General features: G+C 35.4%; 8 protein-coding genes. 3 read left to right on the top strand and 5 right to left on the bottom strand.

Annotated elements, in window-relative coordinates; all coding sequences use genetic code 11:
• Positions 1-23: 23 nt before the first annotated feature.
• The 4 genes from LVD51_RS04020 to LVD51_RS04035 all read right to left on the bottom strand — a co-directional run bounded on the left by LVD51_RS04020 (position 24) and on the right by LVD51_RS04035 (position 11,928).
• On the bottom strand, positions 24-7,079 hold the full coding sequence (locus LVD51_RS04020) for a T9SS type B sorting domain-containing protein (RefSeq protein ID WP_236969905.1): 7,056 nt from the start codon (positions 7,077-7,079) through the stop codon (positions 24-26).
• A gap of 9 nt (positions 7,080-7,088) precedes the next feature.
• Positions 7,089-9,494 carry an OmpA family protein gene (locus LVD51_RS04025; protein WP_236969906.1) on the bottom strand — a complete coding sequence of 802 codons (2,406 nt, stop codon included), beginning with the start codon at positions 9,492-9,494 and terminating at the stop codon, positions 7,089-7,091.
• A 6-nt stretch (positions 9,495-9,500) separates the two neighbouring features.
• On the bottom strand, positions 9,501-10,523 hold the full coding sequence (locus LVD51_RS04030) for a PorP/SprF family type IX secretion system membrane protein (RefSeq protein ID WP_236969907.1): 1,023 nt from the start codon (positions 10,521-10,523) through the stop codon (positions 9,501-9,503).
• A gap of 412 nt (positions 10,524-10,935) precedes the next feature.
• Positions 10,936-11,928 carry a Gfo/Idh/MocA family protein gene (locus LVD51_RS04035; protein ID WP_236969908.1) on the bottom strand — a complete coding sequence of 331 codons (993 nt, stop codon included), beginning with the start codon at positions 11,926-11,928 and terminating at the stop codon, positions 10,936-10,938.
• Between the two features lie 207 nt (positions 11,929-12,135).
• On the opposite strand from LVD51_RS04035, the gene LVD51_RS04040 reads away from it, so the two are divergent.
• Both LVD51_RS04040 and LVD51_RS04045 read left to right on the top strand, forming a co-directional pair.
• Entirely contained in the window at positions 12,136-13,212 is a 1,077-nt protein-coding gene (locus tag LVD51_RS04040) for a putative sugar nucleotidyl transferase (RefSeq protein WP_236969909.1), read from the top strand.
• Complete coding sequence (locus LVD51_RS04045; RefSeq protein WP_236969910.1) at positions 13,209-13,868, top strand: spermidine synthase; 660 nt, start codon at positions 13,209-13,211, stop codon at positions 13,866-13,868. Before LVD51_RS04040 ends, LVD51_RS04045 begins: the two co-directional genes overlap by 4 nt.
• Before the next feature lie 302 nt (positions 13,869-14,170).
• On the opposite strand, the gene nagB is transcribed toward LVD51_RS04045, so the two are convergent.
• On the bottom strand, positions 14,171-16,102 hold the full coding sequence (nagB, locus tag LVD51_RS04050; protein ID WP_236969911.1) for a glucosamine-6-phosphate deaminase: 1,932 nt from the start codon (positions 16,100-16,102) through the stop codon (positions 14,171-14,173).
• Between the two features lie 110 nt (positions 16,103-16,212).
• Here nagB and LVD51_RS04055 point away from each other — a divergent pair, with 110 nt between their 5' ends.
• Positions 16,213-17,280 (top strand): LacI family DNA-binding transcriptional regulator, encoded by a 1,068-nt coding sequence (locus LVD51_RS04055; RefSeq protein ID WP_236969912.1) that lies wholly within the window; start codon positions 16,213-16,215, stop codon positions 17,278-17,280.
• Positions 17,281-17,287 lie beyond the last annotated feature (7 nt).

Below are 17,287 nucleotides of genomic sequence, written 5' to 3' on the forward strand. Positions count from 1 at the left end.
CACATAGTTCTAGTTTTTAAACTCTAGCGTATTATTGTAACATTTCCTTTCTCTTCATATGTGTCCCCACCGATACATTCAACATTCAAATAATATCCGTAGACATCTGGAGCCAAAGCTTTGCCTTGATAACTACCATCCCATCCAATATTTTGATCATTGGTTTCAAATAGTTTTTGTCCCCATCTATTGTATATGATAAATTCAACTTTATCAATACTCTCCCCTCTTACATATAATACATCATTGTTGCCATCCCCATTCGGCGTAAACGCTCGAGGTACAAATATAAATGGCGGCTCACATTGAGGATTAATTACAAATATTGTAATACTTTTCTGAATAGAACATCCATTGTCATCCGTCACGTTCAATGTAAACTCTGTAGTTACTGGAGGCAATACCGTAGTAATAGCCTGCATTGGATTGTCTATGAATTCTGAAGGATTCCATTCATAAGTCATAAACTCATCCCCTATAGGTGTTAAAGTAGCCTTCTCTCCTCTTATTACAGTGTCTTTATCAGTCGTAATCTCAAGGTTTTCAAGCCCTACTGGAATCTTTAACATCAAAGTATCCATACTCAAACAACCGTCAGAAAAATATACTCTTGTCTCAATTATAGTATTACTATCTGGAGAATAAATGGCCATTCTAGGATCGGTTTCCGATACCATAATATTGGACGGTGACCATACTATACTATCGTAGGCTAAACCTGCACCCAATATTACTTCCAATACCACATCTTCACCAGGACAAATACCGTCTGTTTTAGAAGCCGTCAATTCTACATTTCTAAACATTAAAACTACAGTATCAGTAAAGACACAATCTCCAAATTGTGCGGAAACAGAATACTCTCCCATTTTCTCAAAAACAAATTCAATTTCTGGATCTGCACCTATTAGGATACCATCTGGATCATACCATTGTACATTCATTGCTTCTTCTCCATTTCCTAATTTGAGGAAAGCAGAATCACCCATACAAAACTCAGTCTGTTCCGTAGATATAATATCGGATTCACTTTCAATAAATACATTAACCCTTCCTGTAGTAGTACAACTGGTATCATTTGGATGGGTAATTACAGCAAAAAAGATAGAATTTTGATCTACATAGGCAAACGGACTGGCTAAGGTATCGTTGTCAACCATACCCCCACCCCATTTGTAAATAAGATTAGGATCACCTGTTGGGTTCAATTGGATGTCTTGTGGTTCACATAAAAAGATACTGTCGTTGAACAATAAATTATTGGGATCCAATAAACTAATTACCGCTGATGTCTCTATACACTGCGATCCAGTCAATCGAAGTAAAATATCAAAACTTCCAAAAGATTCGAAATCGTAATCAAATACGGGGTCTGTAGAGATTACCTCTTCGTTGTATACCCACTCAATCTCTCCGTCCGTAGGAATGTCTAAAGCTATTAAACTGGCCACTGTTGAACCACATTGAAAACTATAGTCAATATTTAATAAATCACTATATGGGATAACGATTACTTTCTTAATGTAACTATTGGAACAATTGGTTTCTGGATCGGTAATAGTTACTACAAATTCTTGATCCATATATAATCTTGTAGATGGATTGCTTTCTCTGGCATCGTTAAAAAACGATTCTGGCTGCCAATAATAGTTTAATGTAGAATCACCGTCTGGATTTAAGAAAAACCATTCTCCTTCACAAACCGTTATTGTAGTGGTATCAAATGGTATAGTATCTTGAGCATTTACCAAATCTACAGTTACTTGCCCACTCTCACTACATACTTGACCGTTGCTGGTCAAGGATACATTGACAGTATATTGGATAGATGAAGTAATCTCAGCAACTGGATTCACAGAATTTACATCATCCAATCCCGTAGCTGGACTCCAAGTATAACTTAAATCATTTCGACCGTATGGATTTAAGGCAATTAATCCAGGCTGACACACTACTATAGTAGTATCAGGAGCTTCTATACCATCAGATATTATCAATCTCTTAACGAAGGATCTAGTACAATCATCATTTTCTAGTTCTACTCGAATATCATAGCTCCCCGCATTAGGAAATGAATAATCGATTGATTCTCCAGTTCCCAATGAAGTTAATTGTCCTTCGTTATCCAAATACCAGTTAACTTGGTATTCCATTACTTCCTTATTCAGTCCCAAAGAGTAATCCAATCCATCACAAGAACCACTCGCTATAATATCTAAATTGGCGAAGAAATCATTGACCTCAATGGTTTGTCGCAATGTATCAATACAACCTTCATAGGATTCTGAAATCAACATGACTTCAAAACTTCCAAAGCTTGGATAAGTATATGTTGGCTTACTTAATTTACTATATTGAGACAAATCGTTGGTATCAAAATACCAGGTATAGGATTTGATATAGTCTACACTAGATTCAAAAGTAATAGATCTTGGATCTCCACAAATATCTGAGATATAATTAAAGCCAGCTATTGGTTTTTCACCAACTCTTACCAATACAAATCCGCTACTGGTACAACTTGCATCTTCTTTGTCAGTTATAGTTACTTCAAACAAAGTAGTAGTAGTAATCGACACAAAAGGATTGGCTTCATTTTTATTTTCTATTAAATCACTTTCCCACTCGTAGTTATATTGATCAGAATAATCTGGCAATAAAAACAAGTTACCTGTAACACAGACGTCTATAGTATCTGCCAATACAGTGACTTCATTGGACACAGCAATATCTTCATTGATTATCCAAGAACATTGACCATTGCCGATTTCCACTTGTACCTCGTAAATACCACTTTGTCCAAAATCATACTCTATGGAGGTACCTGTTCCTATTTCTTGAAGATCTTCTCCATTTACCAAAAACCACTTAGCTGCAAATCCCTCAATTCCGTGATCCAATGTCAAGGTTTGGTTAAAGTCTGAACATTGACCTATAGCATTGATATGAATATCTAATCTCGGATCAATTACTTCAACCAATTGAGAAAATTCATCTACACATCCATCTCCTGTTTCTGCGGTAAAAGTGACTCTGTAATACCCAGGTGCTGGGAAAATATATGTCAATGAATCTTGAGCAAATTCTTCCACCTGACTGCCCACTTCTACCTTCCATTTTCCATTGATAAAACCACCGTCTCCAGCTGTAAAATCAACTGAAAAATCGGACAAACACAAATTAGATTGCTCATAGGTAAACTCAGCAAATTCTCTTTCTCCTAATCTTACCAAAACAAAGCCCTCACTGCTACAATTTATATCGTCCTTACTAGTAATCGTTACAGGGAATAAAGTCTCTTCAGATATGGCAACGAAAGGATTGGCATCGTTTTTATTTTCAATCAAATCGCTATCCCATTCATAGGTGTAAAGATCAGAATAGTCTGGAAGCAAATACAGGTTGCCAGTGACACATATGTCAATAGTATCCGCTAATACAAGTATTTGATTGTTGATATTTAAAGTTTCATTAATGGTCCAAGTACAATCATCATTCGATATTTCTACTTGTATTTGATAACTGCCCGCTTGAACAAAATCGTAATCAATTTTTGATCCATTGCCAATTTCTTGAACTTGATCGTCAATGACTAAATACCATTTTGCTGAAAAACCATCTATATTATGATCGAGTTCTAATGTTTGATTATAATCAGTACATTCACCAAAAGCATTGATATGAATATCTGTTCTTGGATCAAAAACTTCTACCAATTGAGAAAATTCATCGATACATCCATCACCGGTTTCCGCAGAAAATGTGACTCGATAATATCCTGTAGTAGGAAAAGAATAAGTCAAAGTTTCACCTGTAAACTCTTCAATTTGACCTCCTACTTCAATCTTCCATTTACCATTGATATAATCTCCTTCTGCCGCAGTAAACTCAACAGTATAATCGGACAAGCATAAATTACCTTGCTCATAGGTAAATTCTGCAAATTTTCTTTCACCCAATCTCACCAAAACAAATCCTTGACTGCTACAACTTGGATCAGTTTTATCGGTAAGGGTTACTGGGAATAATGTTTCTTCACTTACCGCTACCAAAGGATTGGCTTCGTGGGCATCCGCTATTAAGTCACTATCCCAAGTATAGTTATATCGATTACTGAACATGGGGTTTAAATATACATTTCCAGTAACACAAATATCGATGGTGTCGGTCAAAGCCTCAATACCCTGACTTACAACAAGAGCTTGTTGAATAGTATATGAACACTGGTCATTTGTCAGTACAACTTGCACCTGATAAGTTCCCGCTTGGCCAAAATCGTAGTCTATTGAACTTCCTTGACCTATATTAGTCACATTGTCTCCATTGATTAAGCTCCATTGAGCAGTAAAGTCTGCAATATCATGATCCAATTGTAGGGTTTGAACAAAATCTGTACAATTTCCAAAATTTTGGATACTATAATCAGATTGAACCTTAAATACTTCTATTAATCTAGAAAAACTACCAGTACATCCATCACCAGACTGACTGGTGTAGGTTACTCGATAATAACCTGAAGTGGGGAAAGTTACCAAAAATTCATCATCACTAGAAGTAAGTACCTGATCCCCTATTTCCACTGACCACTGTCCATTTACACTTCCTTCTTCTGTAAACAATCGAACGTTTAGTACCTCAGAACAGAGATCTACTATTTCATAATCAAAATCCGAAAATTCTCTTTCCCCTATAGTCACTTTAACCGATCCTGTTGTAGTACAATTAGGATTATTCTTATCTGCAATCTTGACTGAGAATACAGTAGGTTCAGTTATAGATACCAGTGGATTGGGATTATTTTTATCTTCAATTAAATCACTATCCCATGTATATATATAGTTGTCGCTGTAGTTAGGGTTGAGATAGAGATTGCCAATTTGACAAATATCAATTTCACTCTGAAGTGGGGCTATCCCCATAAATATATCCACTTCTTGAGTCGTTGTCAGTGTACATCCTTGTACAGCATTTGAAATTACTTTTATAGTATAAGTATCAGCTTGTGGGAAGGTATAATTAATTGCACTTCCTGTTCCAATAAGGGTTTCAGTATCACCAGACACAAGATACCATTCGAAGCTTTGTCCTGATACCGGATCGTCAATAGCCAATTGTTGATTTAAATCATTACAATTTCCAAAAACGCTGAAGGAAAGATCAGAACTTCCACTTAGAATAGGAACTAATTGAGAAAAAATAGCCACACATCCATCACTATTTTCTGCGAATAAAGACACCAAATAATACCCAGTTGTTGGGAAAGTTATCTGAGGACTTACTTCTGTTGATTCAATGTTTTGTCCATTAATTTGAAATACCCAACGAATATCAACTAAGTCATCTTCTACTGGTGCAAAGGTATAGGATAAATTATCGACAGAACAAACATCGTCATTGGTCGCTTTAAAATCAGCGATATTTTTTTCATCTAATCTTACCAATACAAAACCTTCGCCTAAACAAGTATTGTCATTGTTGTCCTGAATCACTACTTTAAACAAAGTAGATTGAGTAATAGATACCAAAGGATTGGCAGTTTGAGCATTCTGCATAATCTGATTTTCATCCCATGTATAAGTATAATCGGGGTTGAAATTGGGATTTAACATGATCATATCTTGAGCACATAAATCAATGGTGTCCATTAACAGGGTCAATCCCGATCTGACATCAATAGTATCCAAGGCGGACACCGTACATGTCGGTGATTGTGCAGTCACTTTAATCACATAACTTCCTTCACTGTCAAATGTATGCATAATCTCAGAACCTTCACCGATTACCGTTTCAGAACCATTACTTCCCAAGATGGCCCATGTAAGATCGTAATTGCGAACCTCTTTATTGAGGGTTAAAGATTGTAAAAGTGAATTACAAGTTCCATAATTATTGACTTCTATATCGTCTTCGAAAGAATAGACATCTATAATTTTGCGAATAGTATCTACGCAATTTTCATCATTAGCAACTGCTAATTCTACCATGTACATTCCATTCTGAGAAAATGTCATTACTGGGTTTAAGTTGGTAGAAGTTGAAAAATTATTATCGTCAGTATAAAATTTCCATTTCAATGAATTGGCACCAAAACTTCTGTTTTCAAAAAGAACACGACCTGGATTACAAAAATCTACAGTATAATCAAAATCGGCACTAAAGGATTTATTGCCACAATCAGTAAAGTTCAATTGAATTTCCTTGATGGCGCTTCCCATGAGTTTGCCACCTTTGTATTGGGTCACACATACAGCCACAGTATAGGAACCAACAGCATCATTTTTATAGGTAATTACACCGGTATTCTCATCTACTTTTACATATCCATTTTCACCCAAAGGCATCGATGAGTTGTAACCACTAGCAAAATCCACAAAATCATATGGTGGATTGCCTGGACGAATAAATTCATTGGCCGCTGCCTTTCCATCATAAGGAGTACACAAAGTAAATGAATATCTGTAATCGTCTTTTGCTATTATACCAGGGTCATAGGTCTCTTCTTCATCAATACAACTATAAAGTGGGGATAGTTTATTGAAACTAGGCAAGCTAGACAACCATAGATATCCATTTAAGGTCATGGTAGAGATAAGAGTAAATCCCTTATTGGAAGGATCTAGTATATTTTCAATATTGTCGGCTCTGCAACAAGAGCTATATACAAACTGATGGCCTTTTGATGACAAAGGAATGGTGGTTCTACCTTTATACACAGCAACCTCACGGCATTCCACTTCCTCCACATCAATACAAGCTGCATCTAAGTTGTTCGTTTTATAGTACTTCTGAGACAATGTTAAAGGGATACGTCCATTTTCTCCACATTCTGAAATCAACTGATTTTCCATATCAAAAACACCAATTGAGACTACATCAGTGAATTCAGGATTGGGGCTAAAACGACCACAATCTCTTTCGAGAATCAAGGTAAATTCAAATACCCCATTTTTGATATAAGTATAATTCAATTCACCACCAGTAAATGGGATTGCATAGGCCATAACACTGACCCAGCATACCATCATCATGGTATAAACTGATTTAATTACTGATTTCTTCTTTTGTAATAGCTTTCTCATCTGCTCTTGTTAATTTCGAATTATGTCAACTATTTCAACACGTCTTTCTCTCGATGCATCGGGATGGTAAACAGAGTTTTTAATATCTTTTGAATCACCACTTACCGAATTCGGCGCATTTTCAGATCCATAACCTCTTCCATTTATTTGAAGCATATTAGACCTTAGGTATTTAGTAAATACACCATTGTTGTATTTTTCCAATTCTTTTTGCAAGGAATTTATCCGTCGCTTACTGAGGTTCAAATTGTAGTTTGAAAGATACTTTGGACTGGCATATCCACTTATTACCAAAGTAATTTTTTCTCCTTTTTCAACCTCTTCTTCTAGTGTTTCCAAAAACCTTACCAAATCCTGTTTTCCAGCTAAAACTTCATTGTCAAAGAAATTTTCTACATCGACTTCAGCGGCATCTTTCTCAACCCCAGCTAGGCCTTGGCTATACATTTCTTTAAAATCATTTTTCTTAGCAAAATATGGAGGGAAGGTCTCTTGATAATTTTTATTGGTGCGTGTAGCCCAAGTACGGGGATCGGGAAAGTCATTATCAAAATACAATGGCAACACTAAATAGGACTCTAGATTTCCACGTTTTAAATATATCTTCTTGATAAGTTTGGCATCGTCGGGATAGTCACTTCCTCTCAATACTAGATTTTCTTCTTCATACCCCCTCTTATTGACTTTAATAGCATATTCAAAATTGCGGTCAATCGGAACGACCAAAGAATTGGTGCGATTGTTTAATTGATATATATTTTCCTTGTCTGGATTTGCCAAATCTGAAATAGAAATGGTAGGTCCGTTGACTGGATCTTTAGTTTCATCATCGAAAGTCAGCAACTCTAATGACAATTCTTTAGGTAGTAAAAATAATTTTCTGACGATGGTATCCTCTCCAACAAAATGAGCTAAATCAATGGTCGTAGAATCGGGATAAAAGCCACCTTTCATGGCTTTAATATCGTAAGTTCCACGCATAAGGTCTAGATTGTACTCATGTGATTCATTATTGGTTCTATCAATTAACAATTCATTGTCTCTGATTACATTTAAAGTAGAGCCAATAATAGGTTCCCCTGTCAATTTGTTGAAAACTAATACTTTTATAACCATTTGCTTGGATGTCATATCTGCTATATACAAATCATAACAACAAGCTTGAAATGAAGTATCTAGTTTATACGATTCATTTCTATTGGATGCGAAATAAGCATCCTTCGTATTTTTCCCCCAAGAAAAATATACATCATCAAAACTAGAATTGATAGGACTTCCTAAATTTTCAATTTTGGATGAAGACTTCAGTGGTAATCCCATTTGAAAGATATCTAAACCTCCATAACCAGAAAAACCATTGGTACTAAAAAACAGTGATTTACTTTGTTCGTGATAGAATGGAGCCAATTCATCTAGTGGGGTATTGAGTGCATATACATTTTGCGGAGCCAAAAACAATCCGTCCTCATAAGAGGTAAAATAAATATCATATCCTCCTTTTCCCCCTACTTTATTGGTGGCATAATACAGTCCTTCTCCTTTACCCATCGGTCCTACACCGTAATTAGGAGTAGTAAAATTATAGGCAGTATCTTGAATTTCGACCAACAATTGAGGTTGTTGCCACTCTCCGTTAACCAAATCAGAGTAGTGTATAGCACAACGAGATTCTTCTCCTGTAATATACTTACACAGAGTATAAAACAATCGTGTACTATCCATATTTAAGGCAAAGTGAGATTGATACAACAAGGAATCTTCCTCACTCCTAAATTGAAGTAAAGTATCCAATCGATTGTTAAATACTCGTCCCATTGGTTTGGCAGTAATATCACCATCAGGGTATCGCAATGCAGAAAAAACCAAATCATCTCCTAATTTAATCGGAGCAAATTCAGACTGATTGGTATTGATAGAGTCACTTAAACGCTCAACAGTAGACACGAAGGCCGACTCATTATTTTCTTGAGCCCAGGTAATTGCCTCTAATTTGTTTTTAGCGGTTTGAATATAAAAATTACTGTCGTTCTTATTCTGATTTAAATATTTTGTAAAATACCGAATAGCCGTTTCATAGTCTCCCATTTGAAAGGCCATTTCAGCCACGTAATAGCTCGTCAGAGGTAGATCTCCCTCATCCTTGAGCATATCGGCGCTCGTATAGTAATCTTTCGCCAATTCATAGGCGAAGAAATATCGGGCAGACTCAGCGGTTTTGTAATACAATTCCGCAGATGCGTTCTTGAATTCTAGAACCTCAGTATAATATTTTAATGCGGCATAATAATTTTTCTCTTCAAAAGCCTTTTCAGCAGCATTAATAAATGCCTGCCTTGTTTGACCATAAGAAGAATTGCTGAATACGACCATCAGCAACAATATGACCGAAAATTTTATTCCTTTTATAAAGCTCATAATCTATTAATAAATTCGACAAGTTTTGAAATCTTTAACTGCATCTACATTTTTAATAATATAGCGCACCCACACCTCAGGACCACCTCTGCGTTCCGTAGCTATTTTAAACTTAGAAACATTGACATCATAGGAAATTCCGAGATCAAATGAATTATATCTAACCCCAAAATAAGGTGAATATGCATCCCATAATTCACTAAAACGGCCATAACCTCCTATAGATAAATACAAGTCATCCCCTCTTTTCTCATTGACGTGAAACTCTACCTTTGTCCCAAACACTAATTCTTCATAAGTGCTTTGCCATTGACTACCGGCTACTAAATTCCAACGCAGTCTGTTGGTAACACCCAACCACAAGTCACCATAGAGAGAAGTTCTCAATGGCAAATTGGAGGGATCGCCTACATCAAAGAAATTTTGATCTGGAGTATTTATATTATAAATACCCAATCCCAGGTTAAGTGAATTTTTCTCAGTTTGATATCTGTAATTCACCCCAGCTGAAATGGTGGCAAACAAAATATTCATCTTGTCGAAGTTTTCCCCAGTGGGCAAATTTTCATTATACTGTCCATTGGCATATTGTCGATCAAAACTCAAATCGTCTTCGTTCAATGTACGTTGCTCCAGTCCTATTTGCAGTCCTCCAGTCAATATATTATTGGGATTTAAGAAATGAGAATAAGATCCATTTAAGCCCAATTGCAAAAGACTGAGCTTTGAATAACCAGCTCTGTCGTAATTGAGATTAAATCCATAACCAAATAAACTATTCTCTGACTCCTTCGGTTGGAACTTGGAATCGTATGACCCCATAAAGGTTAGATATTCTACAGGAACCTGCTTCCACTGCTTTCTATAATTGGCCTCTATACGATGTTGACCATCAAAAAGACCTGTAAGTGCTGGGTTTAAGGTACGGAAACTATGATCAAATTGGGTCATATGTATATCCTGTCCATAGGTATACCCAGTATGCAATAAGATTATAACTAAAATCTTTAAATGTAATTTTTTCATCATATAACCGTTACTTATTCCATAATACACATTCAATAACCATACCAATTATCATTATTGAATGTTAAAACAAATCAGGTTTAAAAATAATAAAAATTTAGAAATAATTTTAAACACATTATTAAAAACAACAATATCTAAGTATTAACATATAATAGATTTGAATATTGTTAAATATCAAATAACAACTTTAGATAATATGTAACTTTTTCTAGAAAATTAATAGACAAATATGGATAAACTATATATATAGATTCAATAGTTAATAGAATTTCAGACGACAACAGAGAAATAGACAAAATTCAGCCTAATCAGAGAGCAGAATTACTAAAATTATATTCCATTATTTAATAATACATAAAAGTTATAAATCTAATATACTTAGCAGTATTTTACGAGAATTGAATTAGAAGAACTACTGATTCACCTCTTCAATAGCCATGGGATAATTAAGTCCCAAATCAGATCTTACCTTGTCCATTATCTTCATCAATTCTAGCGAATCATTGAGGGAAAAAAGAGAACTTTCCACTTTGTTTTTAGTTAACATATCTTGCACATGGTCAATTTCATGGTAATATCCCAGTCCAATTTTTGGGTAAAAATATTGAGTAATTGTATTGTTTTTTAAAATGTTAAAATTATTGGACTCGTGCCAGCGCTCTGGAATAACAATCACTTCCTCATCCAATTTTATAACAGCTTCATTCTTAGAAGCACAGGTAATATCGGAAGAGACAAAAGAAGTTATACCTGATCCATAATCCAACATACCACTAAAACGGAGATCAACTCCCCTATCCACTTCACCAGTCACCGAAATCTGATTTGGTTTCCCCAACAAAAAATAGCTTAAAAACAATGGGTAAATTCCAATATCCAGCAAAGATCCTCCAGCCAAATCGGGATTGTATAATCTACTATTCGGATTGTACTCCGTAGGAAAACAAAAATCAGCAGTTATATTTTTAATGGATTGCCCACTATTATCTATGTATTCTTTTAATGCTATAAATGCGGGTAAGAATCTTGTCCAAAGGGCTTCCATCACAAAAACACCACTATCTTCTGCCAATTGTTTGACCAATAATAATTGATCCGCATTTATGCAAATTGGCTTTTCACAAAGTACATTTTTCCCATTTTTTATACAATCAATTAATAAGGGGTAATGCAAATGGTGTGGGGTACCTATATATATAACATCTACTTCAGGATCAGCTATCAAGTCACTGTATTGACCATACGCTACCGGACAGTCCATTTCTTTTTGAAAAGCCAAGGCTTTATCCAAACTTCTACTGCCAACAGCATAGAGCTCTCCCCGTCGAGAAAGATGAAGATCGTGAATAAATTTTCTCGTAATCTTCCCCAGTCCAATAACACCCCATTTGATATTCTTCCCCATAGCTTAATTAATTGATTGTAGATCTAGAGTCTTAAAATTAAAAGTCCGAGGCGCAAAATATAAAAATTACCTATAAAACAAAACAGGTCTGAGAATAATATACAGTTTAAAAAGGCCTAATTAACATATGACCTCAATCTTATAATAATAATAAAGATTAGAATAATAATTTTTACTTTCACATCAAGGAAAATTCAACAATAATTCATGAAATTTATATCGAACAAACAATCATCATTTCTTCCTCTATGCTTCGACGATCAAGTTCAGCACTTATTGTTGGGTTGTTCTAATTTAGCGGAGAAATGGATAGCTTACAAAGATTCGCTGCCTAAAGATATATGGATCAACCCCCTTGTTCTCCCCAATTCAGAATTAGTTAATCACATCAATGGTTTAGGGCAGCGCGAGGTATTGATGAAAGAGCAGCACATCATTGCAAGATTTGATAGAATTAGTATAAACAATGTAGATCCAATTAACATTGAATATAATGGCAAGGTTACCATTATTTCTGATTTTTCTGACTTCTTGGACAATAACGCAGAAGAAATAATACGCGACTGCAAAAAACTAGAGGGGAATATAAATTATCACTCAAGTCAAGAAAAAGTATTCATCCACTCTACCGCTAAAGTTGACCAAGTGATTATGAATACAGACCGAGGTCCAATATTTATTGGCAAAGGAACTCATATTATGGATGGAGCTATTCTAAAAGGTCCAATTGCCATCATGGATCACAGTATCGTAAAAATGGGAAGTAAAATTTATCCAGGAACTACCATAGGACCACATTGTACTGTAGCTGGGGAAATTAAAAATTCTATTATCCACGAGTGTACCAACAAAGGTCATGAAGGATATTTGGGTGATTCCATATTGGGACGATGGAACAATTTAGGTGGAGGCACTACGGTTTCTAATGTGTCAAATACTTTTATGCGCATTAAAACTCAAGACTGGAACACAGGTAAAACTATAACATTACCGACAATTAAGAGAGGTGTCATTACAGGCGATTTTGTAAAAACAGGGATTATAACTAAAATAAATTCTGGAACTAAAATAGGTTCATTTTCTAGTATCATCAACAGTCGTGCCATCACTGGAAATATTCCTCCCCTAACCTGGTTAACGGATAATAAAAACCAAAAATATCTATTAGATAAAGCCAAAACACACGCCCAAAATCAAATGATATTAAAAAGTAAAAGTTGGAATGATTACTGGGAAAATCAACTGCAACGTCACCTCAATGAGATACAAAAACCTATGATATGATATATTGGTACACCAAGCTACTATCCTATCTAAAGGACCAACATATTGAATCGGTAGAAAGCGACCACAACCAGCAATTAGACCTCTATATGGTCAATAATAGATTGCAGCTCTGTACTCAAAATGCCATATATTCATACGATGATTTCTATTATAATTTTAGGACAGTTTTCCTAGAAACCGACTTACCCAAGGATGATTCTAAAGTATTGGTTCTCGGTTTGGGTTTGGGCAGTATTCCCTTTATCCTAGAAAAATATCACAATAAAAAATATCAGTACACTGGAATAGAAATAGATGAAAGTGTACTCTACCTATTTGGCAAATACCAAGCGTCTAGACTGACTTCACCCATTGACATATATGAAACCGATGCCCTCCATTTTTTAAAGACAAATAATTCATTATACGATATGATATGTATCGATATATTTATCGGAGAAAACATCCCCAATCACGTGAAGCAAATAGAATTTTTAGAGCAAATACACAATCACCTGACCATCAATGGACTAGTGATGTGGAATACATTATTCTCCAATGCTCAAACCAAGCAAGAGACATCAGCACTCTATCAAAACCTTTTTGCCAATGTCTTTAAAAATACCAGCAGTATTGATGTTTTGGGAAATAAAATGTTGATCGGATATCGATAGACTTAATTTGAATAAATATGACTGATGATAAGTCTAGAATTTATCTCTCTAGTTCTATTTTCTCTACTGATTTTGAAAATCCTACTATCAATATTATGAATTTATATTTGTCGGTTATCATTTACAGTAGAGACAGGTCTAAACATAATACCAAGTACCAAAGATCAACAGTGCAAAGTCTTCATAAAATGTATTTCGTAAAAGGTATTGAGGCCTAGATATTTTGAGAAATTTGTTGTCTAAATAAAAAAGGGTTAACTGCTAAAACAATCAACCCTTTTAATAAAATTATATCAATCAACCTATTTAAGGCTATTGGTTTCAAATTTCCACTTTACAAAAGCTTCCATGGCTTCGTATTCCGCTAATCCCATTGCATTGTACAAGTTTGCCGTCTCGCGATTTCTATCCTCAGCTCGCTGCCAAAATTCACGTTCATCGTTACCGGGGAATGGTGCGCGATCTTTTTGCGATTGATGCATAAAAATAGCCATTCGTTTCCGCAAGACCTCATCTGGGCTCAAGGGAACTGCCATCTCAATTTCATCTATACCCCACTCATGCCATGCTCCGCGGTACAACCAAAGCCAACAATCTTTGAACCAAGCTTCCTTTTTAAGTTCTTCGCAAGCTCCAAAGATAGCATCTAAACAAACTTTATGAGTCCCGTGAGGATCAGCTAGATCTCCAGCAGCATATATTTGGTGAGGTTTAATCTCTTGTAAAAGTTTCTTGATTATTTCAACATCCTTCTTCCCTACAGGGGATTTTTTAACCTTACCCGTCTCATAAAATGGCAAATCAAGGAAATGAATATTTTCATCTTTGGCTCCGGCGATTCTAGCTCCTGCCCGAGCTTCCCCCCTTCTAATCATTCCCTTCATGTCTCGAACCAAACTAATATCTGCTTCTCCACCTTTCTTACTCTCTAATGATTTGCGAATTTTTTCGTACTTCTTATTTGCAGTTTCGGCATCGATTTCATATAAATCAACCACGTCCTTGATGAATTCTGAAAATCTCATTACATCGTGATCATGTACAGCAATATTCCCAGAGGTTTGATAAGCCACATGAACTTCATGTCCTTGTTCTACCAACCGAATAAAAGTTCCTCCCATTGAGATCACATCATCATCGGGATGAGGACTAAATATTACCACTCGTTTCTTACTGGGTTTTGCTCTTTCAGGACGCTGCGAATCGTCGGCATTTGGCTTCCCTCCTGGCCATCCTGTAATCGTGTGTTGTAACCGATTAAATATTCTTATATTGATATTGTAGGCTGAATCGTATTCAAGGATTAAATCACTCAATCCATTAATGTTGTAATCTTCATCAGTCAATTTCAAAATTGGCTTACCCACTTTTGAAGCCAACCAAACAACGGCACGACATATAAGCTCGTCACTCCAATTTACCAAGCCAACACTCCATGGTGTTTTAACCTTAGTCAATTGTGAAGCAGCATTTTCATCTACTAAGAATCGAGTATTCCCGTGTTTTTGAAGATAAGTCGCTGGACAAGAAGCGGATATTTTACCCTCCACTGTTTTCACTAAAATATCAGCTTTCTGTTGCCCAAAAGCCATTACATAAATCGTTTTGGCTTTTAATATTGTATCAATACCCATAGTAATAGCACGGTAGGGTACTTTCTCCTCCGTTATAAAACTCTTGGTTGCATCTTGTCGAGTTAAATGATCCAGTTTTACCAATCGAGTTCTAGAAGACTCCCAACTTCCAGGTTCGTTAAAACCAATATGGCCAGTGCGACCTATACCCAATAATTGAATATCGATTCCTCCCAAAGCATCGATTTTTTCTTCGTAATCCCTACAATACTCTTCTACTTGATCGATGGGTAGTTCTCCATTGGGGATATGAATATTTTTGGGGTCGATGTCTATATGATTAAATAAATGCTCGTGCATAAATTTCCAATAACTTTGATCGTCATCCTTCTTCATTGGATAATATTCATCCAAATTAAAAGTGATCACGTTCTTAAAGCTTAGCTCTTCGGTTTTATGCATCCGAATCAATTCCTGATATACTTTAATGGGAGTCGACCCTGTAGCCAATCCCAATACCATATACTCTCCTTCTTGCTGTTTTTGGCGAATGGCCAAAGAAATTGATTTTGCTACATTCTTGGATGCTTCCAGACCATCATCGTAAATCCGTACTGGAATTTTTTCGAATGATCTCAGTTGATACTTTAAAATGTCCATAAGTTTTTGTTGCTTTAGATAACAAAGATATAAATGTTTTAATTTTTTACTGTGTTCGCACACACTATTATTTTAAAATTTTTATTTTACGACTCGAAAAATTAAGATAGGTGAAAAATAAGATTAAAATTAAGGACATTGCATTGAGAGCTGGCGTGTCTACAGGTACAGTTGATAGAGTAATTCACAAAAGGGGAAAAGTTTCCAAAAAAGCAGAAGACAAGGTACTTAAAGCCATGAGTGACCTCGACTACAGTCCCAATATTATTGCGCGAACCCTTGCCAGAAAAAAGGTAACTAATTTTTCAATCATTATCCCCTACCCTTATCAAGATTATTATTGGAAGATGATCAAATCAGGTATCGATACTGGTATTGGAGATTTTGAACATTTTAACCTGTCGGGCAATGTCTATTTTTACGATATGTTTGACGAGGCTCACTTTCAATCCATCTCAGAACAAATACTTAAAGAAGAACCAGATGCCATCATTGTCGGTTCGGAATTCAATCAACAAACCATTCAATTTGTAAAAAAATGTAATCGCAATGAAATCCCTGCCATTGTCATCAATGCAGAATTAAACTCTGTACCCTGTCTGTCCTACATCGGTACCAATTCCTATCAAACGGGGTGCTTGACAGGAAAACTGGTCTCTATAAAATCAAATATCAAAAACATCCTTATTCTTCACAATACTTCCAATATTCAAAATGCAGCCCATTTAAAGAATAAAGAAATTGGCTTACTGGACTATTTTAGTGAAAATAACATTGATATACAACCCCATGTTCTTTCCATTAACGATCATTTGTTGTCAGAATTAGAAATGGTAAAAAAACTCAAAGATTATATTCGCAAGCACCAAATAGATTGCATTTACAATACTTCATCTAAGGGATATTTAATTGCCAAATCCATAAAGGGATTATTTCCCGATATATATATAATATGTCATGACCTCATAGATCACAATATTCTCTTGTTAACAGAAAATAAAATCGACATCATTATCAATCAAAGTGCAGAGAAATTGGGATATCTAAGCATCAAGACTTTAGTCAATCACATGATATTGGAAAAGAGAATTGAAAAAAAATACTACCTTCCTCTCGATGTTGTCTACAAAGAAAATTACCAATTTTACATCAACAATAAAGATATTAATACCCTATAAAGCAAAC

Origin of the sequence: Membranihabitans marinus (assembly GCF_021729155.1) — a bacterium.
Lineage (GTDB): Bacteria > Bacteroidota > Bacteroidia > Chitinophagales > Saprospiraceae > Membranihabitans > Membranihabitans marinus.

Excerpts from the sequence above, each read along its gene's own strand:
- LVD51_RS04020 (WP_236969905.1), bottom strand. The coding sequence starts at position 7,079 with ATGAGAAAGCTATTACAAAAGAAGAAATCAGTAATTAAATCAGTTTAT.
- LVD51_RS04025 (WP_236969906.1), bottom strand. The coding sequence starts at position 9,494 with ATGAGCTTTATAAAAGGAATAAAATTTTCGGTCATATTGTTGCTGATG.
- LVD51_RS04030 (WP_236969907.1), bottom strand. The coding sequence starts at position 10,523 with ATGATGAAAAAATTACATTTAAAGATTTTAGTTATAATCTTATTGCAT.
- LVD51_RS04035 (WP_236969908.1), bottom strand. The coding sequence starts at position 11,928 with ATGGGGAAGAATATCAAATGGGGTGTTATTGGACTGGGGAAGATTACG.
- LVD51_RS04040 (WP_236969909.1), top strand. The coding sequence starts at position 12,136 with ATGAAATTTATATCGAACAAACAATCATCATTTCTTCCTCTATGCTTC.
- LVD51_RS04045 (WP_236969910.1), top strand. The coding sequence starts at position 13,209 with ATGATATATTGGTACACCAAGCTACTATCCTATCTAAAGGACCAACAT.
- nagB (WP_236969911.1), bottom strand. The coding sequence starts at position 16,102 with ATGGACATTTTAAAGTATCAACTGAGATCATTCGAAAAAATTCCAGTA.